The following is a 20257-nucleotide window of genomic DNA, read 5'->3' on the forward strand; positions in this document are numbered from 1 at the left end:
CTGATGCGTGAGGCGGATGAACTCGCCCAACTGACCGACCGCTTTCAAACCAGGGAGGAGCCCGCCCTACGCCGTGCGCGCGCCGCCTGATCCCGCAACCCGTGACAGCGGGCCAGCCAGTAACAGGCCGGCCCCGCCCAACGCCGCCATCGGCAGGAAGCACAACCCGCCGAACCGGTGATAGCCCAACCCGACCAGCCAGATCAGCAATCCCGTCGGCGCGGAAAAGCCGAGCGCGGCGTGCAGCGCCTGTGCCCCAGCCGCGCGGCCCGGCGGCACATGGCGCCCCAGCATCGTCATCGACGACAGATGCTGCATGGCGAAGGTCGCCGCGTGCAGCAATTGCACGACGACGAGGATGGGGAGCGCCGTGGTGGTGGCCAAGGCCGTCCACCGCACCAGGCAGGCGCCCGCCGCAAGGCCCGTCAGCCGGCCCGGCCCCAGCCGCGCGACCCATTTGCCGCCCCACACGAACAGCACGATCTCCATCACGATGCCCTCCGCGATCAGCAGGCCGATCACCGTGTCGCCCAACCCGGCGGCCCGCCAATGGATCGCGGCGAACCCGTAATAGGCGGCGTGCGACCCCTGTATCAGCGCGCTCGCCAGGATCGTCAGCCGCAGTGCGGGCAAGCGCAGCAGGCCACCCAGCCGCAGCGGCGGACGGCTCACCCGCACCGGCTCCGGCAGCGCCGGCACCAGCAGGGCGGCGGCGGCATACCCAGTCGCCACCAACCCCGGGACTACCCACGACCCGGCCCAGCCCAGCACCGGCCCAGCCGCGGCCGTCGCCAGCATATACGCGGCCGAGCCCCAGGCCCGTGTGCGCGCATACGAGAGCTTGCCGGCCGCCGCCAACGCCAGGGTCAGCGTATCCGTCAGCGGGGTCAGCGCCGACGCGGCGATGCCCTGCAGCGTCGCCAGCAGTAGCAGCGCCCCGATGTCATGCGCCAGCGGGAAACAAGCGACCGCCCCCGCCGCAGCCATGGCGGCCACCAGCAGCATCGGCCGTGCCCGCCCCACCCAATCCGTCGCCGCGCCCCAGGCCGGCACCGCCAACAGCCGCACCATCGAGGCGATGCCCAATAGCGCGCCGATCTGCGCCGGGTCGAAATGCCGCCCCGCCATCCAGAGCGGCAGGAACGCTGTGCTGACCGCGCCGGCGGCGAAGAACGCGCCCGTGAACAGCCCGACCCGCAACCCCGCCGACTGGCTCACCCAAGCTGCGATTGGGCCGCCTCGCGAATGGCGCGGGCCATGGCGGCGATGCCGTTGCCGCGGTTGGTGGACAACGCCTCCAACAAGCCGAGGTCCTTCAGGAACACCGGGTCGGTCGCCACGATTTCCGCCGGGCTGCGGCCGGAGTAGACGCGCAGCAGCAATGCCACCAGGCCGGACACGATCGCCGCGTCGGACGCACCGGCTAGGCGCAGCACATCCCCGTCCCGCGCCGCCTCCATCCACACCTTGCTCTGGCAACCGGGCACCCGGTGCGCGTCGTTCGCCCAGTCTTCCGGGAAGGGTGGCAGCTTACGTCCAAGCTCGATGATGTACTGGTAGCGGTCCATCCAATCGTCAAACACCTCCAACTCCTCGCCAATCGCGGCGATGGCTTCGGCGGCGGACGGCTCAGCGGGAGTGACGAAGGGATCGGTCATCAGCGGGATGTGACCCCGGTGGAACGCTCCGTCAATCTTGTGCTGCGGCGCAAACAGTGGCGTAAGGCGTCCATGCAGACCAATGCCTTTCTCACCGCCCCGTCCGACCGGAGTGCGGATGAGTTTACTCTCGAGCCCGGCCGTAACGGCAGTCCCGCAACATTGCAGTTCAAGGGCCGCCCTGTCGCCGCCGTGGACGGTGATCGGGTGGAGGCGCAATTCCGCTTTGCCGATCACAATGCGCTGGTGCTGGTCAGCAATAATACCCCGCACCAGGAGGTGTTGAGCGTCATCCTGGTCGGTCCGAACCTGCGCCAACGGGATCGCGTGCTGGTGGGCGGCGCCTACGCCCAGGGCTTCCTCGCCTACGCCGAACGCCAGGGTGAGAACGAGGTCGCCTTTTGCTGGCACGACCTGGACCTGATCGTCAGCGTCGGTCGCTATTGGAGCTGGATGAGCCTCCGCCGCCGCTGGCTGAAGCTGCGGGACACGGTGCCGCAGCGGGAGCCTGGCACGCGCGGACCCCTCCGCAAAAAATAAGTCGATGGGGCGATCCCGGGCATACACCCTAGGATTGCCCCACGACCCTACAGGATGAAGCGGCTCAGATCGCCACGGGCGGCCAGCGGGGCCACCTTGGTGTTGACGTAGGCCGCATCCACCTCGACCGATTCGCCGTTCCGGTCACTGGCGGTGAAGCTCACTTCCTCCAGCAACTTCTCCAGCACGGTGGCCAGCCGGCGGGCGCCGATATTCTCCACTCGCTCGTTGATGTCGGCCGCCAGATCGGCCAGGGCGTCGATCGCGTCCTCGCCAAAATTCAGCGTCACGCCCTCGGTCTTCAGCAGCGCCTCGTACTGCTTCAGCAGGCTGTGCTCCGGCTCCACCAGGATCTGCCGCAGATCGGCGCGCGACAGCGGGGCCAATTCCACCCGGATCGGCAGCCGGCCCTGCAATTCCGGCAGCAGGTCGGACGGCTTGGCCAGATGGAACGCGCCCGAGGCGATGAACAGGATGTGGTCGGTCTTCACCGGGCCATATTTCGTGGTGACCGTCGTGCCCTCGATCAGCGGCAGCAAATCGCGCTGCACGCCCTCACGGGACACGTCGCCACCGCGAAATCCGCCCTCGCTGCGGGCGCACACCTTGTCGATCTCGTCCAGGAACACGATGCCGTTCTGCTCGGCATGGGTCACCGCGTCCTTGGTCACCTGCTCGGTATCCAGCAGATGGTCGGCCTCATCCCGGGTCAGCGCGATGCGGGCGGCGGCGACACTCATCCGCTTGGTCTTCTGCGACCGGCCCATCATGCCCTTCATCATCTCGCCGAGGTTGATCATCTGGCCCGGCGGCATGCCGGGAATGTCCATCTGCCCGACTGGAGAGCCGCTATCGGCCACCTGGACCTCCACGTCCTTGTCCTCCAACTCGCCATCCCGCAGCATCTTGCGGAATTTGGCACGGGTGTCGCCACCGGCGCCTTCACCCACCAGGGCAGTGACCAGCTTGTCCTCCGCCTGCAGTTCGGCCTTGGCCTGCACGTCCTTGCGGCTGGCCTCCCGCAGCATGGTGAGGCTGACCTCGACCAGGTCGCGCACGATGCTTTCCACGTCGCGGCCGACATAGCCGACCTCGGTGAACTTGGTCGCTTCGACCTTCAGGAACGGCGCCTGCGCCAGCTTGGCCAGCCGCCGTGCGATCTCGGTCTTGCCGCAGCCGGTCGGCCCGATCATCAGGATGTTCTTCGGCACCACCTCCTCCCGCATTTCCTCCGGGAGTTGCTGGCGGCGCCAACGGTTGCGCAATGCGATGGCCACGGCGCGCTTGGCGTCGTTCTGGCCGACAATGAACCGGTCGAGTTCGGAGACGATCTCGCGCGGGGAATAGGTTGGAACGTCCATGGTTTATAAGGTCTCGATGATGACGTTGGCGTTGGTGTAGACGCAGATGTCGCCGGCGATGCGCATGGCGCGCCGGGCAATGTCCTCGGCGGTCAACCCGTCGATCTCCATCAGCGCGCGGGCGGCGGACAGCGCGTAATTGCCGCCGGAGCCGATGGCGATGATGCCATCCTCCGGCTCCAGCACGTCGCCGTTGCCGGTGAGCGTGTAGGAGTGGTCGGCATCGGCCACGGCCATCATCGCCTCCAGCCGGCGCAGGTAGCGGTCGGTCCGCCAATCCTTCGCCAACTCCACGCAGGCACGCTCCAACTGATTGGGGTAGCGTTCGAGCTTGGCCTCCAGCCGTTCCAGCAGGGTGAAGGCGTCTGCGGTCGCACCGGCAAACCCGGCGAGTACTCTGTCGCCGGCTCCAATGCGGCGAACCTTGCGGGCATTGCCCTTGATGACGGTTTGTCCAAGCGTGACCTGGCCGTCCCCAGCCATGGCCACGTGCCCGTCGCGGCGCACGCACAGGATCGTGGTGCCATGCCAGCCGACTGGGTCGTAGGGGGTGTTGTTTTGCATGGGCTCGCAAATGGCGCGCCCATACGCGATTTCCAAGCCGCCCTCCCATGCAGCCCAGGGGTGGCAGAGTTGGCGATGCCATGGTCTTTTGCGGCGAGACGACGATTCGGGGAACGGAAGTGACAATGAACGCGGGCGATATCGGCGCCAGGCTCGATCGGCTGCCCGCAACGCGCAGCGTGTGGCGACTGGTCGCCCTGCTCAGCTTTGGCGGCTTTTTCGAATTCTACGACCTGTTCCTCACTGGTTATGTGGCCCCCGGCCTGGTGCGCGACCAGATCCTCACCTCTACCACGCCGGGCCTGTTCGGCACATCCGGCGTCGCCGGGTTCGTGGCGGCGCTGTTCGCCGGCTTGTTCGTCGGCACCCTGCTGTTCGGCTTCGTGGCGGACCGGTTCGGCCGCCGCACCATCTTCACCATGTCGCTGCTATGGTATGCCGCTGCATCCGCCATCATGGCGTTCCAATCGGACGCCTTCACGCTCAACCTGTTCCGCTTCATCGCCGGCATCGGCATCGGCGTCGAACTGGTCACCATCGACACCTACATCAGCGAATTGGTGCCGAAGGCGCTGCGTGGCCGGGCCTTCGCGATCAACCAGACCATCCAATTCGCCGTGGTGCCGGTGGTGGCGTTCCTGGCCTATCTGCTGGTGCCGACGGCGCCATTCGGCGTGTCCGGGTGGCGTTTCGTGGTGTGGATCGGCTCGCTCAGCGCCGTCATCGTGTGGTTCATCCGCCGCGAAGTGCCGGAAAGCCCGCGCTGGCTCGCCTCCCACGGGCAGCTTGCCGAGGCGGACCGCGTCGTCTCCGCCCTGGAGGCACGGGTCGCGGCCGAACACGGCCAGTCCTTGCCGCCCCCCGGCCCGGCGGAAATCGTCATCCCCCGCGGCAGCCTGGCCGAGGCGTTTCGCCGGCCGTATCTGTCCCGCACGGTCATGCTGGTCATCTTCAACGTGTTCCAGACCGTCGGCTTCTACGGCTTCGCCAACTGGGTGCCGACGCTGCTGATCAAGCAGGGCATCACCACCACATCCTCGCTGCTCTACACCTTCATCATTGCCCTGGCCTCGCCAGTTGGCCCGCTGGTCGCCGCCCTGGTCGCCGATAAGTGGGAGCGGAAATGGCTGATCGTGGCCGCCGCGGCCGTCATCGCGGTGTTCGGCCTGCTGTTCAGCCAGGTTACCAACCCGATCGAGTTGATCGTCTGCGGCGTGATGCTGACGATGGCGTCCAACATCATGTCCTTCTCGTTCCATGCCTACCAGGCGGAGCTATATCCGACCCGTATTCGCGCGGTGGCCGTGGGCTTCGTCTACTCGTTCAGCCGCATTTCCGCGGTGTTCAGCGCCTTCATGATCGCGTTCTTCCTGAACGAATTCGGCACGCTGGGCGTGTTCACGTTCATCGCCGGCAGCATGGTGATGGTGATGCTCGCCATCGCCACCGGCCCCAGGGTGAACAACCGTCCGTTGGAGGAGATCTCGCGTTGAGCGGGGCCGAGCCGTTTCTGCCCGGCTTCACCAGCCAGGACATCGAACTGCCCGGCGCCCGTATCCACGTGGCAGCCGGCGGCAGCGGGCCGCCTTTGCTGCTGCTGCACGGCCACCCGCAGACCCACGTCACCTGGCATAAGATCGCCCCCACACTGCAGCAGCACTTCACCGTGGTGGCACCCGATTTGCGCGGCTACGGCGATTCCTCCAAGCCCGAGGGCGGGGAGGGCCACGCCAACTACAGCAAGCGCGCCATGGCAGCGGACCAGGTTGCCGTCATGCGCCGCCTCGGCTTCGACCGCTTCGCCCTGGTCGGGCATGACCGCGGCGCCCGCGTCGCGCACCGGCTTACCCTGGATCATCCTGCCGCCGTGGAGCGCGTCGCGCTGTTCGACATCGCACCGACGGCAACTATGTACGCCCGCACCAACCAGGACTTCGCCACCCGCTATTTCTGGTGGTTCTTCCTCATCCAGCCCGCGCCGCTACCGGAACGCCTGATCGCCGCCGACCCGGAATTCTTCCTGCGCACCCATATCGACGGGCAAAACAAGACGCCCGGCGCCACCAGCGAGGCTGTGTTTCAGGAATACCTCCGCTGCTACAGCGACCCGGCCTGCCGCCACGCCATCTGCGAGGATTACCGCGCCGCCGCCACCATCGACCTGGAGCACGACGCCGCGGATGCCGACCACCGGGTCGAAGCGCCGCTGCTGGCACTCTGGGGGGCCAAGGGCACGGTCGGCGCGCTGTATGACGTGCTACAGACCTGGCGGGAGAAGGCGAGCGACGTCCGCGGCAAGGCACTCGACTGCGGCCACACCCTGCAGGAAGAGGCACCGGACGCCGTATTGGCCGAACTGCTGCCGTTCCTGACCGCCGCTACCTGACCCGCGGGTCCAGCACCCGATACGCCAGGTCTGCCAGCAGGTTCAGCAGCACGTAGGTCAGCCCGATCACCAGCGTTGCGCCCAGCACCGCGTTCATATCGGCGTTCAGCAGCGACCCCGTGAGGTATTGGCCAATGCCGGGCCAGGAGAACACCGTCTCCGTCAGCACCGCGCCCTCCAGCAACCCGGCATAGGTCAGTGCCAGGACCGTCACCAGCCGCACCCCGATATTGGCGAAGGCGTGCCGCCAGACCACACGCGCGGCGGATAGGCCCTTCGCCCGGGCGGTGACGATATACTCGCTGCCCAGCGCATCCAGCATGAACGCCCGGGTCATGCGCGCGATGGTGGCCAAATTGGTCACCGCCAGCACCAGCGAGGGCAGGATCAGATGGGCCAGCGCATCGCGAAACGCGTCCCAATCGCCCGCCAGCGCCGTGTCGATCGTCAGAAACCCGGTGACTGTCGGGTCCATGTCCTGGAACACCACATCCTGCCGCCCCGGGCCCGGCGACCAGCCGAGCGTGGCGTAGAACACCAGCAACGCCAGCAGTGCCAGCACGAACACCGGGACCGACCAGCCGCACAGCGTGCCGACCCGGATCGCCTGGTCCGCCCAACTGCCGCGCCGCACCGCCGCCAGCACGCCCAGCGGAATGCCCACCGCCGTCGCCAACAGAATGGCCAGCGTCGCCAGTTCCATCGTGGCGGGGAAGAACGTGCCGATATCGCTGATCACGCTATGCGACGTCATCACCGACCGCCCGAGATCGCCATGCAGCAGATTGCCGACATAGCGCGCGAACTGCACTGGCAGCGGCCGGTCCAGCCCCATCTCCCGCCGCGCCTGCTCCACCACCGATTGCGGCGCGCGATCCCCCACCACGGCCAACACCGGGTCGATCGGCACCACGCGGCCAATCAGAAAGGTGATGAACACCAGGCCGAACAGCGTCACCGGCACGCTGCCGAGCGTGCCGGCCAGGATCCGCAATCGCCGCAAAGGAAGTGGCCTAGCTCTTGGTCAGATTGTCGTAGCGCGTGCCGTCCGACAGCGTGCCCAGGTCGAATCGGCTGACCGCCTTGCGCATCGCGACCACGCCGACTTGCTGCTGAAAGATCACGAACGGCGCGCGTTCCATGAAATCCCTCTGCAACTGCTCGTACGCGGCCACGCGCTTGGCGGCGTTGGTTTCCTTCACTGCGTCCTGCGCACGGCCGGTCAGGTCCTTGTCTTCCCATTTGGACCGCCAGGCGACGGTGCGATTGGTCGCGTCATCACCGTTATTCTCGTTGATGCAGAACGTCTGTGCGTTGGAATGCGGGTCCAAATAATCGCTACCCCAGCGCAGCATCGCCATCTGATGCTGCCGCGCCCGCGTCTTGGTGATGACCTGGCGGAACTCCGCCGCCACCAAATTCACCGTGATGCCGATGGCGCCGAGGTCGGCCTGCACCGCCTGCGCAATGTCGCTGGCCGGCGGGGCGGATTGGTGATCCAGCGTGACGGTGAAGCCCTATTTCCATGCCCGCCCGTTTCATCAGCGCCTTCGCCTTGTCCACGTCCTTCTGGAACGGGTTGGTGTTGACGGCGCCGGGGAAGCCCTCCGGCAGAAACGCCTGGTGGGTTTTGTAGATGTCGGGGGTGATGTTGGTGGCGATCGCATTGTAGTCGATTGCCCATTTCACCGCCTGGATCACGTCCGGATGCGCCAACTCGGGCATGCCCTGGTTCAGCGCGATATAGTTCAGCGTGCCCAGGCTTTTGGACACCATGGTGAAGTCCGGCTTGCCCTTGACGGCCTTCAACTGCTCGGGGTTCAGGTTGCGGGCGATGTCGGCGTCGCCCTTCTGCAGCAGCAGCAACTGCGTGGACGGTTCGGATACATGGCGGATCACCATCCGCTTCAACTTCGTCGGCGCACCCGGCGTCGCATCCAGCACCACGCTGTCGCTCGCCTTCCACGACCGCACCTGCCACGCGTTCGACCCGGCGGACGCTGTCTTCAGCCAGCCATTGCCGAAATCGTCGCCCACCGCGTGGCTCATCGCCACCTTCTTCTCGATAACGCTGCCGACGTTGGCGGACAGGCAGTAGAACAGGAACGTGGGCGCCAGCGCGTCGGCCACCTTGATGGTGACGGTGTGGTCGTCCACGGCCTTGATGTTGGTAAGTGCGGTGTCCTTGTTGAACCCGAACTGCGTCAGGATGAAGCCCGGCGCCTTGTTCATGATCGCCGCCCGCTGCAGCGACCACGCGACGTCATCCGCTGTAATCAGCGCGCCCGAGGCGAACTTGCGATCCTGCTTCAGGTGGAACGTGTAGGTCAGCCCGTCGCCGGCCACTTCCCAATGATCTGCCAGCACGCCGGTGATCTTGGTCGGGTCCGCCTCGTCCGGCTCCACCAGCTTCTCGTAGCAGTTGGAGCCGATTTCGTTGCCCGAGAACTCGAAGCTCTCGCCCGGATCCAGGCTGATGATGTCGTCGATCTGCATCGCCATCACCGCGACATCGCGCGGCGTTTCGGCGAAGGCGGTATTCCAGATCAGCGGTGTGGCGGCAGCGGAGCCGAGCAGGGTGCGGCGGGACAGCATTGGGGTGGACACTCCGGAAGGTTGGACGTTTTGCACGGACCATAGCCGGGCGTGACCCGGCCGCAAATCGGGGGGCGTTATCGGGCGCGTACAGCGCCCACCGCGTCCTGCAACTCGGCCAATTCCACTGCGCCGGGCAGCATGCGCTTGCCGACGACGATGGCGGGCGTGCCTTCCACATGCAGCGCGGCGGCCAGGCGCAGATTTTCCTCCAGCCGCGCCTGGATCGCCGGGTCGGCCAGGTCGCGGTCGAACTGGGCGCCGTTCATGCCCAGCCTCTCCGCCTCCGCCCGAAGCGAGGCGGGGGTCGGCGTCGCGCTGCTATGCATGATCGCATCCTGCAGCCGCATGTAGCCGCCCTGGCGCTGCGCCGCGAGCAGGGCGCGGGATTCCAGGACCGAGGCGGGGCCGAGGATCGGGATGTCCTTGAACACCAGCCGTACCTGCGGATCGGCCTTCACCAGCGCGGCCATGATCGGCAGCATCTGCCGGCAATACGGGCAGCGCGGGTCATAGAACTCCACCACCGTGACGCTGCCCTCGGGGTTGCCCACCACCTGGTCGGCCGGGCTGGACACCAGCGCGGTCTGCTGCGCCGCGATCGCGCTGGCCGCCGCCTCATCCTTGCGGGCGGAATCCTCGCTGCTCATCGCCGCCAACGCGTCGCGCAGGATTGATGGATCGTCCTTCAGCGCCTGTCGCACGATCTGCACGACCTCCGCCCGCTGATCCGGGCTCAGCGCTGCCGCATGCGCGGTGCCGGCCAAGCCTGCCAGCGCCAAAATGCCAGCCATTCCCCACTGCCTGACCATGCCGGCTCCTGCCTTGAATGCTTTGGCGAACGGGAACACATTGCCGCTCGCCGCGAAGACGGTTATGGCACGGGTCCCGGCCGAACGGATATGGGCCGATGGAGGACGTGACACGCCGATGCCAGCCTTGAGACGGACGCGCGCCAGCCTGACGCTGGCCCTGTGCGGCACCCTGGCTGCATGTTCCACTTTGTCGGACGTACAGCAGACCTTCTTCGGCGGCGGCGTGGCCGGCCCTGGATCTCAGCAACGCCGCATCAGCGGCTTCGTCGGCGGCGTGGTGTCGGACGAACCGACCGCGGCCCTCGCGGGGCGCGAGGTATTGGTGCTGGGCGGCACGGCAGCGGACGCCGCGGTGGCCGTCGGCTTCACCCTGGCCGTCACCTATCCCTCGCGTGCCAGCCTTGGGGCCGGCGGCGCCTGCATCGCCTACAGCCCGGCCCGCACCGGTGCTGGTGAGGGCGTGCCCGAGGCGATCGTCTTTACCCCCATCGCGTCCACCGCCGCCGCCTCGTCGCGCACCGATCGCCCAGCCGCCGTGCCGATGCTGGCGCGTGGGCTGTTCGCGCTGCACGCTCGCTACGGCCGCCGCCCATTCGAGACGCTGATCGCCCCGGCGGAGCAGCTTGCCCGGTTCGGCACCCCTGCCTCCCGCGCATTCGTGCGCGATCTGCAACTCGTCGCCGGGCCACTGATGGCGGACCCAAATGCCCGCGCCGTGTTCGCCCCCAACGGCAACGTGCTGACCGAGGGCACGAGCATGGTGCAGCCCGATCTGGGCGCCACCCTGGCCCAGCTTCGCGTGGCCGGTGTCGGCGATCTGTATCAGGGCGCGCTCGCCCGGCGGTTCGAGATCGCCACCGCGACGGCCGGCGGCGGCATCTCCGCAAACGACCTGCGTGCCGCCCTGCCAAAGACCGTGTCCCCGATCATCCTGGCCGCCGGGCGCGACCAGGTGGCATTCCTGCCGCCGCCCGCCGATGGGGGATTGGCCGCCGCGGCAACGTTCCAATCGCTGCAGGCAAATGCCGGCGACTACAGCGGCGCGTTGAACCACGGCCTGGCCACCGCCGCACGCTGGCGCGCCGGTGGCGTGGACGCTGCCGCGCTGCTAGGCGGCCAGGCACCCGCAAGCGGCAGCCTGCCGTCGCTGCCTGCCTCCACCACCTTCGCCACGCTGGACCGCGACGGGAACGCCGTGGTGTGCGCGATCACGATGGACAATCTGTTCGGCACCGGCCGAATCGCACCCGGCACCGGCATCGTGCTGGGCGCCTCACCGGCCAGCAGCACGCCGCCTCTGCTGGCCGCCGCCGTCGCCTGGAACCCCAGCGTGCGAGGCTTCCGCGCCGCAGTGGGCGGCAGCGGGCAGGAGGGTGCGGCCCTAGCCGTGGCCGCCGGCCTGGCCAACACGCTGGGCAACCACGCTGCCACCCCGGTGCCGGAACCTGGACGCGCCAACATCATTGCCTGCTCGCGCTATCTGCCCGACACCGAGTCCAGTTGTGGCTGGACCGCGGATAGTCGCGGCAGCGGCCTGGCCGCCGGCGGCGAGTGATGCGCCGTCTGCTGCCGATCGCTGTGATCATGGTGGCATTCGGCGCGCAGGCTCGCCCGGTGACGTTGACGCTGGGCAAGACGACCCTGCCAACGACGCTGTACGGACCGGCGGACATGTTGTGCGACCTGCACAAATGCCGCCTGTTCAACCTACCGGCGTCGGTGACGCCGATCCGCAATACCATCGTGGAATTCGGCCTGCCGGACATGTCGGGGCAGGACGGGGTGGAGTTCCGGCGCTGCTTTGCCCTGTGCCGGGCAAGCGTGTTGGGTTATGAGTCGAACCCAACGTCGAAAGCGGAACAATCGAACCCGACGCTGTTTATTACACCTATCGAATTGCGGCTTGAGTGAAATATCTAATGGCATTGCAGCAAAGGAACGCCTTCATGCGCCGGCTCGTGATTTTCTCGGTGTTTCTGATGGCGGCGGCGCCGTTGCCGCCCGTGACGTTCCACCTGGCGCCCCCCCAGGCGGGCTCGACCGATTACGGTCCCGCCGACATGCTGTGCGACCTGGACAAGTGCCACATGTTCAAGGTTCCGGGCATGCCGTCCAACGGGACGGTCGATTTCCAGATGCCGTTCCTGAAAGGGCAGGAGCGAACCGATCTGCGTCGCTGCTTCTCACTATGCCGGGCCAAGGCGACTGGCTACCCGTCCGAGCCGGAGCATCGCACGCCGGACCAGCGCAACCCGTCCATCAGCATCGCCGTGACGGAGTTGTCGATCCAGTAGGCCGCATTCCATGCTGAAGGTGGGCCGCACCGCCTCGGTGCCGCCCTTTCGGGTGATGGACGTAATCGCGGCGGCCAATGCGCGACAGGCCGCGTTGCCGCCCGGTGCGCCCGGTATCATCCGGATGGAAGTCGGCCAACCCGGCACCGGCGCGCCCCGCGGGGCCGTTGCCGCCGCGCAAGCCGCACTCGCCGGCGGCGCCTCGCTTGGCTATACCGAGGCATTCGGCCGCCCATCCCTGCGCGCCCGCATCGCCGCCCATGGCCAGGACTGGTATGGCCATGCCGCCGACCCGGCGCGGATCGCCGTCACGATGGGCGCGTCGGCAGCCTTTCCGCTGGTATTCCTCGCGGCCTTCGACCCTGGCGACCGCGTGGCGATGGCGGCCCCCTACTACCCGCCCTACCGCAACATCGTCGCGGCGTTGGGCCTGGTCCCCGTGGTGATCGAGACCGGGGTCGAAACCCGCTACCAGCCGACCATCGCCGCGCTGGAACGGTTGGACCCGCGCCCGGACGGGTTGATCGTCGCCTCTCCCTGCAACCCGGCCGGCACTATGCTGCACCGGGACGAATTGGCCGCCATCGCCACCTGGTGCCACACCAACGGCGTGCGGTTGATCAGCGACGAGATCTATCACGGCCTGCAATACGGCCAGCCCATCGCCACCGCGGCGGCCTTCAGCCCCAGCGCGGTGGTGATCAACAGCTTTTCCAAATACTTCTCGATGACCGGCTGGCGCATCGGCTGGACCGTGCTGCCGGAGGAGTTGGTGCGCCCCGTGGAATGCCTGGCGCAGAACCTGTTCATCTCCGCCCCGCACATCGCGCAGATCGCCGCCGAGGCAGCCTTCGACTGCCACGATGAATTGCAGGCCAACGTCGCGATGTATCGCCGCTCCCGCGACCTGCTGCTGCGGGAGCTCCCCGGCGTCGGCTTCGCCCACCTGGCCCCGGCGGAAGGTGCGTTCTACGTCTATGCCGACATCGCCGACCGCACGAACGACAGCGCCGGCTTCTGCGCCCGCCTGCTGGCGGAGGCCGGGATCGCCGCTGCCGCCGGCGTGGATTTCGACGCCGCCCGCGGCCACACCACGATGCGCCTCAGCTATTGCGGCCCCGAAGCCGCGATGGCGGAAGCGATCGAACGGCTGCGCGGGTTTCGCTAGCGCGGATCCGTCCGTAGCAGCCCATACATCGCGGTGTCCCAGCGCTCCGGCCCAACCTGGACGGCGGAACGCCGCACGCCCTCCTCGACGAAGCCGAGCCCGCGATAGGTCCGAATTGCGGCGTTGTTGAAGGTGTAAACATTCAGTTCGACCCGCTTGAACGCCGGGTCGGCGAAGATGCGGTCGATCACCTGGCGGAGGAACGGCGCAGCCAGTCCCCGCCCGCGGAACGCCGGATTGACCGCGACCCGCCCCAACCGCGCCACGCCATGCCGCCAATCCAGCGCCGCCTGGCAGTGCCCGGCGGTGGCCCCACCCACCACGCCGCTGAACAACCACCGCGCCGCCCGGTCGCCGGCGCCCTCGCGCAGCATTGCGCCAAGCTGCGCGTCGTCCAAGGGGAAGCGCATGTCCGCCCCACCCCATTGGACCAACGCCGCCTCGCTGGCGAACCAGTCGATGAGCGTTCCGAAATCGGCCTCGGTAAACGGGCGGAGTTGCAAGGTCATGCGGCCAGTGTGACGTCACGCGCCTTACGAGGGAAGCTGCTTGACGCGTCGGCAAACTTCTGTACCAATCAGTACAATCCTAACCAGGAGCGCGCCGTGTCTGACTCCCGCCCGCCTTTCCCGCCCTTCACCCGCGACACCGCCATCCAGAAGGTGCGTGCAGCCGAGGATGGCTGGAACACGCGTAACCCCGAGCGTGTATCTCTCGCCTACACCCAGGACAGCCGCTGGCGAAACCGGAACGAGTTCTTCCACGGCCGCCTGGCCATCGTCGAATTTCTCACCCGCAAGTGGCAGAAGGAACAGGAATACCGTCTCATCAAAGAACTATGGGAGTTCACCGAAAACCGCATCGCCGTCCGCTTCGCCTACGAATGGCACGATGTTGCCGGTGCTTGGTTTCGTTCCTACGGCAACGAGAATTGGGAGTTCGATGGCGCCGGCCTGATGCAGACGCGCCATGCCAGCATCAACGACCTGGCCATCCAGCCAACCGATCGCCTGTTCCACTGGCCACTCGGCGCCCGCCCCCAGGACCATGCGGGGCTCAGCGAACTGGGCCTGTGACACCATCGCCAGCGCTTTTGGCCCAATTGGGGGAAGTGTTTCGCGAATACGGGTTCGAAGGCGCGAGCCTATCGCAGATCACCCGCGCCACCGGGCTGGGGAAGGGCAGCCTGTACCACCAATTCCCCGACGGTAAGGACGAGATGGCCGCGTGCGTGCTGGACGAAATCGGCGCGTGGTTCGAGGCACAGATCTATGCCCCGCTCCGCATCGCGCCCGACCCGGCAGCGGCCATCGCCTTGATGATGCGCAACGTGGAAACCTATTTCCGCTCCGGCCGCCGTGTCTGCCTGGTGGGCGTATTCGCGACCGGCGCGGTGCGCGACCGCTTTGCCGATCGCATCGCGGCCTATTTCACCGCCTGGCGCGACGCCCTGGCCACGGCGCTGGGCCGCCTGGGCCGCCCGGACCCGGCGGGCCTAGCAGAAGACGCCGTGGCCGCGATCCAGGGTGGCCTGGTCGCGGCCCGGGCGTGGGACGATCCAGCCGTGTTCGCCCGGGTGTTGCACCGGGCGCAGGCACGGCTTTTGGGTACTTAGGCCAACCCTACTATTTCCACTTGCATAGATAGTAGCGCGGCAGCTCGTCCGGGAAGGCCGGGAAGTCGAGGTTGGCGTCGAAGGCGTAGTAGGTGACGAAGGTGAACAGCGGCAGCCAATACGCCTGGTCCGTCGCGATCTTGATCGCCTCGGCATAATTCTTCTGCCGCTCCGCCGGCTCGGTGACCGAACCACCGGCCTTCACCAGATCCATCACCTTCTGGTCGCGCGAGTAATCGTTGGAGCCACCGCCGAAGTAGTACGGCAGGATCGCCGACACGTCGTTGATGGAATAGCTGCCCCAACTACCGGCATTCATCGGCGTCTGCCCGGCCATCACCTTCTGCACCACGGCGCCGACCTGCAATTGCTGGATGTCGACATTGATGCCGATCGCCTTCATGTAGCTCTGAAGCGCCGCATTCCAAGCCGGCAGCAGGTAACTCACCAGCGTGGTGTTGAAGCCCTGCGGGAAGCCAGCCTCCGCCATCAGTTTCTTCGCCAACGCCGGGTCGTAGCTATAATCCGTCGCCGCCTTCTGGTCGCAGCCGAACTGGGTCGGGTAGCACGGCGCGGCCACCGGATGGCTGTCGCCCTGCACCAAATTCTTCGCCATCGATGCACGATCGATCGAGTGGAAGATCGCCTGGCGCACCTTCTGGTTGGTCAGCGGGCTGTCCTTGGGCACCGCACGCGCCGCGGCGTCCAGCTCCAGATACCCCATCCGCATCGACCCGGCGCGCAGCACGCTCTTGCCCGGCAGGCCCTGCAGGCTTTGGAACTGGTCGGGGTTGAACTGCCAGATCCAATCGGCCTGGCCGCTGATGAACGCCGTCAACTCCCCAGCCTCGTCCAGCACTTCGGTGATCTTCAGGTATTTGATCGCCGGTCGGCCCTTAGGGCTTTCCTTATAGTAATCCTCGAACCGCTCGAAATCGACATTGCTGGTGCCGTTCACGCGAGTGATTTTGTAGGGCCCCGTGCCGACCGGCGCCTTCGAATACCCGGTGGGCCCCACCTTCTCGCGATACGCCTTCGGGTAGATCGCCAGCGTCATGGCGAAATATTCAAGCGCCGCCGGGAAGATGTTCTTGAACTTGATCCGCACCTTCATGTCGCTGATCTTTTCAGCGCCGGCCATGAAGGCGAGGTTGCTGGGCACCGCGACGAGCGGGTCCTTCAACACCGTCTCGAACGTATAAACCACGTCGTCGGCGGTCAGCAGGTCGCCGTTATGGAACTTCACGCCCTCACGCAGGGTGAAATCCATGCTGAGCGAGTCCGCTGCCAACGTCCATTCCTTCGCCAGCGCCGGCACGATCTTGAAGGTGTTCGGGTCGCGATACACCAACGTGTCCCAGGCCTCGTGCGCCAGCACCAACCCGGTACGCAGGCTGTTGCGATACGGGTCCACGTCCGGCACAGCGTCGCGCCAATAGACGCGCAACGTGTCGCGGGCCTTCTGTGCGAAGGCGGGCTGCACCAGTCCGGCGCTGATCGTTACGGCGGCGCTGCCCAGGAATGTGCGTCTCTTCATGGTCGGTTTCTCCCCTATTCTATGCGGCTAGATGACATTCCACCGCACGGCGCGCGGGGGGCTCGGTTCGGCATCGGTCGATCGCAATCGGGCAGCGCGGATGAAACCGGCAACCCGGCGGAATATTCGAGGGATCGGGATACCCTTCGCCCAGCGGCACCTCCGGCAGCCCCAACCCCGGCTCCGGCGTCAGGACGGAGGCGAGCAGGGCGCGGGTATACGGATGCTGCGGCGCGCGAAATACATCCTCGCTGGGCCCATGCTCCACGATGCGGCCAAGATACATCACTGCCAATTCATCTGCGATGTGTTCCACCACGGCCAGATTGTGGCTGATGAACACCAGCGTCAGGTCGAACTCGGCACGCAGATCGCCCAGCAAATTCAGGATCTGCGCCTGCACCGACACGTCCAGGGCGGAGGTCGGTTCGTCGCACACCAAAATTCGCGGCTGGTTCACCAAAGCCCGCGCAATGGCCACCCGCTGGCGCTGCCCGCCCGAAAGCTGTGCTGGGTAGCGTGTGCCGGTTTCGGGGCTCAGGCCGACGCGCTCCAGCATCTTCGCCACCCGGCGCTGCTGTTCACCGCCCCTGATGCCCTGCACCATCAGCGGCAGGCCGATCAGATCATTGACCCGGCGTCGCGGATTCAACGAACTCATCGGGTCCTGGAACACTGGTTGGATCAGCTTGGCCCGTTCGCGACGGTCCATATTCGCCAGGTTTTGCCCATCGACCCGCACCGTCCCATCGCTGGGCGGCAGCAGCCCCAGCAGCACGCGCGCCAGGGTGGACTTCCCGCAGCCGGACTCACCCACGATTCCCAAGGCGCGGCCCGGCGCGATCTTCAGATTGATGTCGTCCACCGCCACCACATGCGCTTGCGGCCCAAACAGCCCCTGGCGTTGGTCGAACACCCGGTGCAGCCCGACGGTTTCGATCGCCGCGTTCATGCCGTCGCGCGCCACCAATCGGGGGCCATGCGGCAGCGATAGGCGTGGTCGGGGCTGGCAAACTGCGGCGGGATATTGCTGGCGCACACCGGCTCGGCAAAGGCGCAGCGGTCGCGAAACGCGCAGCCGACGAACCCGGCGGGAATACGCGGCACGATGCCGGGGATGCTGCCCAATTTGTCGCCCCGGCGCACCTTGCCGGGCACCGGAATCGCATCCAGCAGGCCGCGCGTGTACGGGTGGGTGGGGGCGGCGAACAATGCCTCGGTCGTCGCCTGTTCCACGATTTCGCCCGCATACATTACCGACACGCGATGCGCTACGCGAGCGACGACGCCCAGATCATGCGTGATCAGCAGCACCGCCAACCCCAACTCGCGCTGCAATTCGGCCAGCAGCCGCAGCGTTTGTGCCTGCACCGTCACGTCCAGCGCCGTGGTCGGTTCGTCCGCGATCAACAGCGTCGGCTCGCACAGCAGCGCCATGGCGATCATCACCCGCTGCCGCAGCCCGCCCGAAAGCTGATGCGGAAACTGCCCCAGCCGCATGCCCGGCGCCGTGACGCCCACCCGGTCCAGCATCGCCACGGCACGCTCCGCCGCCTTGTCCCGTGCCAGGCCACGATGGCGGCGCAGCACCTCGGTCATTTGCGAGCCGATCGTGTAGGCCGGGTTCAGGCTGGTCATCGGGTCCTGGAAGATCATGCCGATGCGGTCGCCCCGCAGCCGCGCCATCCGCCGTTCCGACAGCTTGCCGATCTCGTCGCCCGCAAACCCCAGCCGCCGCACCGACCGCCTTGCGCCGCCGGGCAGCAGGCCCATGATCGCCAGCGCGGAGGCGGATTTGCCGCAGCCCGACTCGCCCACCAGGCAATGCGTCTCCCCCCGCTCGACCGACAGGTCGATGCCCCGCACCGCCTCCATCCCGCCGAAGCTGACGCGTAGACCCTCAACCTCCAGCGTCGCGTTCGTCGATCGCTTCAGCGTCGCGCTCATCGGTCGGTATTGGCCCCCAACGAGTCCCGCAATCCGTCGCCCAACAGGTTGATCCCCAACACCAGCACGGCCAGTGCGATGCCGGGTATCTCGATCACCCAGGGCTTGAAGTACATGTAATCCTTGCCCTCGGCGATCATCAGCCCCCAGGACGGCAGCGGCGGCGGCACACCCAACCCCAGGAACGACAACGACGCCTCCAGTAAAATCGCGATCGCCATATCCACCGTCGCGATCACCACCAAATGGTGCACGATATTGGGTAGGACCTCGCGGGTGATGATCCATAGGCGGGAGCACCCGGCGGCCCACGCGGCGGCCACGTAATCCAACCCGCAAACCTGCCGCGTCACCGCGCGGGACACCACGGCAAACCGCTCCCACAACAGCAGCCCGATCGTCAGCACCACCACGGTCAGCGAACTGCCCACCATGAACACCACCGTCAGCGCCACCAGGATCAGCGGGATGGCCAGGCGGCAGGACACGATGAACATCACGAACGCGTCCACCTTGCCGCCGAAATACCCGCCCAGCACGCCCAGCACCGTTCCGATCGTGCCGGACAGGATGATGGTCGCCACCCCGATCAGCATCGAAATCCGCGCACCCAGGATCAGCCTCGACAGGTAATCCCGCCCCAGCCCATCCGTGCCGAACCAATGCTCCGACGAGCCGCCAGCCATCCACGCCGGGGAGATGTAGCGTTGCGCCAAATTCTGCGCGAATGGGTCATGCGGCACCAGCAGCGGCGCCGCCAGGGCGACCAGTGCAGTCACCCCGACGATGACCGCGCCGACCAGTAGCGGGATTTGCCGTGTCCGCATCAGCGCCCCCGCAACCGCGGGTCCAACGCCGCGCCCACCAGATCCGACAGCAAGGTCAATCCGACGAAGATGATGGAAAACAGCAGCACCACCGCCTGGATGACCGGGAAGTCGCCCTTGCCGATCGACTCCCACGCGAGGTAGCCGACGCCGCGAATATTGAACACGACCTCCGTCACCACCGAGCCGCCGAGGATGAAACCGAGTTGCACGGCAGACACCGCCACCACCGGCATCGCCGCATTGCGCAGCGCGTGCTTGGCCACGATGGAAATTCGCGCCAGCCCCTTGGCCCGCGCGGTGCGCACATAGTCGGACCGCATCGCATCCACCATGCCGCTGCGGGTCATGCGCAGCATCACCGGAATGGCCACGAAGGCCAGCACGATGGAGGGCAGGATATACCCCGTCCAATCGTCCAGCCCGGCGATCGGCAGCCATTGTAGCCCTACGCCGAACCACAGGATCAGCATCAGCCCCAACCAGAAACTCGGGATCGCCTGCCCAGCCAGCGCCACCACGCCGACGGCGACATCGATATACGTGCCCTCATACAACGCGGCCAAAATGCCGAACGGCACCGCCACGACCACGGCGACCGCAATCGCGATCAGCCCCAGCGTAATCGTAACCGGCAAATGCTCCTCGATCAGGCTCGACACCTTTTCGTGGAACAGGAACGACTCGCCGAAATCGCCATGCGCCGCCCGGTTCGCCCAATCCACGAACTGCACCGGCAGCGGCCGGTCCAATCCCAATTCGTGGTTGATCTTGGCAATGTCCTCGGCCGACGCGTCCGCCCCGGCGATGCTGATCGCGAGGTTGCCGGAGGCGCGGGATAGGCCAAAGCTGAGGATGAGCACGGTCAAGCAGACCATCGCCGCAAGCACGACCGATCGGACGATGAATCGTATCACGCCGCGCTTATAGGGTTGCGCATCACGCGGGGC

General features: G+C 66.8%; 23 protein-coding genes. 9 read left to right on the plus strand and 14 right to left on the minus strand.

What is annotated here, in order from left to right; genetic code table 11:
* Nucleotides 1-66 precede the first annotated feature (66 nt).
* Complete coding sequence (locus GSQ76_RS26165) at nucleotides 67-1218, minus strand: MFS transporter (RefSeq protein ID WP_158747023.1); 1152 nt, start codon at nucleotides 1216-1218, stop codon at nucleotides 67-69.
* A complete protein-coding gene (locus GSQ76_RS26170) occupies nucleotides 1215-1658 on the minus strand; it encodes a SufE family protein (RefSeq protein WP_158747024.1) in 444 nt (147 codons plus the stop codon). Before GSQ76_RS26170 ends, GSQ76_RS26165 begins: the two co-directional genes overlap by 4 nt.
* Before the next feature lie 18 nt (nucleotides 1659-1676).
* On the opposite strand from GSQ76_RS26170, the gene GSQ76_RS26175 reads away from it, so the two are divergent.
* Nucleotides 1677-2198, plus strand: a complete 522-nt coding sequence (locus tag GSQ76_RS26175) for a hypothetical protein (RefSeq protein WP_158747025.1) — start codon at nucleotides 1677-1679, stop codon at nucleotides 2196-2198.
* 47 nt (nucleotides 2199-2245) lie between these two features.
* Here the strand turns inward: GSQ76_RS26175 and hslU are convergent, their stop codons facing one another.
* Both hslU and hslV read right to left on the minus strand, forming a co-directional pair.
* Nucleotides 2246-3559, minus strand: coding sequence for an ATP-dependent protease ATPase subunit HslU (hslU, locus tag GSQ76_RS26180; protein ID WP_158747026.1), 1314 nt, complete (start codon nucleotides 3557-3559; stop codon nucleotides 2246-2248).
* Between the two features lie 3 nt (nucleotides 3560-3562).
* A complete protein-coding gene (gene hslV / locus GSQ76_RS26185) occupies nucleotides 3563-4123 on the minus strand; it encodes an ATP-dependent protease subunit HslV (protein ID WP_158747077.1) in 561 nt (186 codons plus the stop codon).
* Between the two features lie 125 nt (nucleotides 4124-4248).
* Here hslV and GSQ76_RS26190 point away from each other — a divergent pair, with 125 nt between their 5' ends.
* Both GSQ76_RS26190 and GSQ76_RS26195 read left to right on the plus strand, forming a co-directional pair.
* Nucleotides 4249-5616 carry an MFS transporter gene (locus tag GSQ76_RS26190; protein WP_216851313.1) on the plus strand — a complete coding sequence of 456 codons (1368 nt, stop codon included), beginning with the start codon at nucleotides 4249-4251 and terminating at the stop codon, nucleotides 5614-5616.
* A complete protein-coding gene (locus GSQ76_RS26195) occupies nucleotides 5613-6509 on the plus strand; it encodes an alpha/beta fold hydrolase (RefSeq protein WP_158747028.1) in 897 nt (298 codons plus the stop codon). Before GSQ76_RS26190 ends, GSQ76_RS26195 begins: the two co-directional genes overlap by 4 nt.
* On the opposite strand, the gene GSQ76_RS26200 is transcribed toward GSQ76_RS26195, so the two are convergent.
* The 4 genes from GSQ76_RS26200 to GSQ76_RS26210 all read right to left on the minus strand — a co-directional run bounded on the left by GSQ76_RS26200 (nucleotide 6502) and on the right by GSQ76_RS26210 (nucleotide 9898).
* Nucleotides 6502-7503 carry an ABC transporter permease gene (locus GSQ76_RS26200; protein ID WP_408837312.1) on the minus strand — a complete coding sequence of 334 codons (1002 nt, stop codon included), beginning with the start codon at nucleotides 7501-7503 and terminating at the stop codon, nucleotides 6502-6504. The genes GSQ76_RS26195 and GSQ76_RS26200 overlap by 8 nt on opposite strands.
* Before the next feature lie 19 nt (nucleotides 7504-7522).
* Nucleotides 7523-7966, minus strand: a complete 444-nt coding sequence (locus GSQ76_RS32185; protein WP_254070642.1) for a hypothetical protein — start codon at nucleotides 7964-7966, stop codon at nucleotides 7523-7525.
* Nucleotides 7848-9104, minus strand: coding sequence for an ABC transporter substrate-binding protein (locus GSQ76_RS26205; RefSeq protein ID WP_254070643.1), 1257 nt, complete (start codon nucleotides 9102-9104; stop codon nucleotides 7848-7850). Before GSQ76_RS26205 ends, GSQ76_RS32185 begins: the two co-directional genes overlap by 119 nt.
* 77 nt (nucleotides 9105-9181) lie before the next feature.
* Nucleotides 9182-9898 (minus strand): DsbA family protein, encoded by a 717-nt coding sequence (locus tag GSQ76_RS26210; protein WP_158747030.1) that lies wholly within the window; start codon nucleotides 9896-9898, stop codon nucleotides 9182-9184.
* A 136-nt stretch (nucleotides 9899-10034) separates the two neighbouring features.
* Here GSQ76_RS26210 and GSQ76_RS26215 point away from each other — a divergent pair, with 136 nt between their 5' ends.
* Genes GSQ76_RS26215 through GSQ76_RS26230 form a run of 4 tightly spaced genes read left to right on the plus strand, consistent with a single transcriptional unit; the run spans nucleotide 10035 to nucleotide 13381 of the window.
* Nucleotides 10035-11474 carry a gamma-glutamyltransferase gene (locus tag GSQ76_RS26215; RefSeq protein ID WP_254070644.1) on the plus strand — a complete coding sequence of 480 codons (1440 nt, stop codon included), beginning with the start codon at nucleotides 10035-10037 and terminating at the stop codon, nucleotides 11472-11474.
* The gene (locus GSQ76_RS26220; RefSeq protein ID WP_158747032.1) at nucleotides 11474-11830 is read left to right on the plus strand and encodes a hypothetical protein; all 357 of its coding nucleotides are present in this window, start codon (nucleotides 11474-11476) and stop codon (nucleotides 11828-11830) included. The genes GSQ76_RS26215 and GSQ76_RS26220 overlap by 1 nt, the downstream gene beginning before the upstream one ends.
* 35 nt (nucleotides 11831-11865) lie before the next feature.
* Complete coding sequence (locus GSQ76_RS26225; RefSeq protein WP_158747033.1) at nucleotides 11866-12213, plus strand: hypothetical protein; 348 nt, start codon at nucleotides 11866-11868, stop codon at nucleotides 12211-12213.
* 10 nt (nucleotides 12214-12223) lie between these two features.
* A complete protein-coding gene (locus GSQ76_RS26230) occupies nucleotides 12224-13381 on the plus strand; it encodes a pyridoxal phosphate-dependent aminotransferase (protein WP_158747034.1) in 1158 nt (385 codons plus the stop codon).
* Here GSQ76_RS26230 and GSQ76_RS26235 read toward each other — a convergent pair.
* Complete coding sequence (locus tag GSQ76_RS26235; RefSeq protein ID WP_158747035.1) at nucleotides 13378-13890, minus strand: GNAT family N-acetyltransferase; 513 nt, start codon at nucleotides 13888-13890, stop codon at nucleotides 13378-13380. The two genes, GSQ76_RS26230 and GSQ76_RS26235, sit on opposite strands and share 4 nt — an antisense overlap.
* Before the next feature lie 96 nt (nucleotides 13891-13986).
* On the opposite strand from GSQ76_RS26235, the gene GSQ76_RS26240 reads away from it, so the two are divergent.
* Together GSQ76_RS26240 and GSQ76_RS26245 are read left to right on the plus strand one after the other, a co-directional pair.
* The gene (locus GSQ76_RS26240; protein WP_158747036.1) at nucleotides 13987-14457 is read left to right on the plus strand and encodes a nuclear transport factor 2 family protein; all 471 of its coding nucleotides are present in this window, start codon (nucleotides 13987-13989) and stop codon (nucleotides 14455-14457) included.
* Entirely contained in the window at nucleotides 14454-14996 is a 543-nt protein-coding gene (locus GSQ76_RS26245) for a TetR/AcrR family transcriptional regulator (protein WP_158747037.1), read from the plus strand. The genes GSQ76_RS26240 and GSQ76_RS26245 overlap by 4 nt, the downstream gene beginning before the upstream one ends.
* Nucleotides 14997-15006: 10 nt before the next feature.
* Here the strand turns inward: GSQ76_RS26245 and GSQ76_RS26250 are convergent, their stop codons facing one another.
* The 5 genes from GSQ76_RS26250 to GSQ76_RS26270 are packed head-to-tail and all read right to left on the minus strand — an operon-like array spanning nucleotide 15007 to nucleotide 20224.
* The gene (locus GSQ76_RS26250) at nucleotides 15007-16533 is read right to left on the minus strand and encodes an ABC transporter substrate-binding protein (protein WP_158747038.1); all 1527 of its coding nucleotides are present in this window, start codon (nucleotides 16531-16533) and stop codon (nucleotides 15007-15009) included.
* Nucleotides 16534-16552: 19 nt separating this feature from the next.
* Complete coding sequence (locus GSQ76_RS26255; RefSeq protein ID WP_158747039.1) at nucleotides 16553-17485, minus strand: ABC transporter ATP-binding protein; 933 nt, start codon at nucleotides 17483-17485, stop codon at nucleotides 16553-16555.
* Complete coding sequence (locus GSQ76_RS26260; protein WP_158747040.1) at nucleotides 17482-18480, minus strand: ABC transporter ATP-binding protein; 999 nt, start codon at nucleotides 18478-18480, stop codon at nucleotides 17482-17484. The genes GSQ76_RS26255 and GSQ76_RS26260 overlap by 4 nt, the downstream gene beginning before the upstream one ends.
* The gene (locus GSQ76_RS26265; protein WP_158747041.1) at nucleotides 18477-19307 is read right to left on the minus strand and encodes an ABC transporter permease; all 831 of its coding nucleotides are present in this window, start codon (nucleotides 19305-19307) and stop codon (nucleotides 18477-18479) included. Before GSQ76_RS26265 ends, GSQ76_RS26260 begins: the two co-directional genes overlap by 4 nt.
* Nucleotides 19307-20224, minus strand: a complete 918-nt coding sequence (locus tag GSQ76_RS26270; RefSeq protein ID WP_158747042.1) for an ABC transporter permease — start codon at nucleotides 20222-20224, stop codon at nucleotides 19307-19309. Before GSQ76_RS26270 ends, GSQ76_RS26265 begins: the two co-directional genes overlap by 1 nt.
* Between the last annotated feature and the right edge of the window lie 33 nt (nucleotides 20225-20257).

This window comes from Acidisphaera sp. L21, from assembly GCF_009765685.1.
GTDB lineage: Bacteria > Pseudomonadota > Alphaproteobacteria > Acetobacterales > Acetobacteraceae > LMUY01.

What these genes read in the sequence shown, in the direction of transcription:
- hslV (WP_158747077.1), bottom strand. Translation starts at nt 4,123, where the DNA reads ATGCAAAACAACACCCCCTACGACCCAGTCGGCTGGCATGGCACCACG.
- GSQ76_RS26170 (WP_158747024.1), bottom strand. Translation starts at nt 1,658, where the DNA reads ATGACCGATCCCTTCGTCACTCCCGCTGAGCCGTCCGCCGCCGAAGCC.
- GSQ76_RS26265 (WP_158747041.1), bottom strand. Translation starts at nt 19,307, where the DNA reads ATGCGGACACGGCAAATCCCGCTACTGGTCGGCGCGGTCATCGTCGGG.
- GSQ76_RS26235 (WP_158747035.1), bottom strand. Translation starts at nt 13,890, where the DNA reads ATGACCTTGCAACTCCGCCCGTTTACCGAGGCCGATTTCGGAACGCTC.
- GSQ76_RS26205 (WP_254070643.1), bottom strand. Translation starts at nt 9,104, where the DNA reads ATGCTGTCCCGCCGCACCCTGCTCGGCTCCGCTGCCGCCACACCGCTG.
- GSQ76_RS26230 (WP_158747034.1), top strand. Translation starts at nt 12,224, where the DNA reads ATGCTGAAGGTGGGCCGCACCGCCTCGGTGCCGCCCTTTCGGGTGATG.
- GSQ76_RS26250 (WP_158747038.1), bottom strand. Translation starts at nt 16,533, where the DNA reads ATGAAGAGACGCACATTCCTGGGCAGCGCCGCCGTAACGATCAGCGCC.
- GSQ76_RS26215 (WP_254070644.1), top strand. Translation starts at nt 10,035, where the DNA reads ATGCCAGCCTTGAGACGGACGCGCGCCAGCCTGACGCTGGCCCTGTGC.
- GSQ76_RS26220 (WP_158747032.1), top strand. Translation starts at nt 11,474, where the DNA reads ATGCGCCGTCTGCTGCCGATCGCTGTGATCATGGTGGCATTCGGCGCG.
- GSQ76_RS26225 (WP_158747033.1), top strand. Translation starts at nt 11,866, where the DNA reads ATGCGCCGGCTCGTGATTTTCTCGGTGTTTCTGATGGCGGCGGCGCCG.
- GSQ76_RS26255 (WP_158747039.1), bottom strand. Translation starts at nt 17,485, where the DNA reads ATGAACGCGGCGATCGAAACCGTCGGGCTGCACCGGGTGTTCGACCAA.
- GSQ76_RS26260 (WP_158747040.1), bottom strand. Translation starts at nt 18,480, where the DNA reads ATGAGCGCGACGCTGAAGCGATCGACGAACGCGACGCTGGAGGTTGAG.
- hslU (WP_158747026.1), bottom strand. Translation starts at nt 3,559, where the DNA reads ATGGACGTTCCAACCTATTCCCCGCGCGAGATCGTCTCCGAACTCGAC.
- GSQ76_RS26210 (WP_158747030.1), bottom strand. Translation starts at nt 9,898, where the DNA reads ATGGCTGGCATTTTGGCGCTGGCAGGCTTGGCCGGCACCGCGCATGCG.
- GSQ76_RS26190 (WP_216851313.1), top strand. Translation starts at nt 4,249, where the DNA reads ATGAACGCGGGCGATATCGGCGCCAGGCTCGATCGGCTGCCCGCAACG.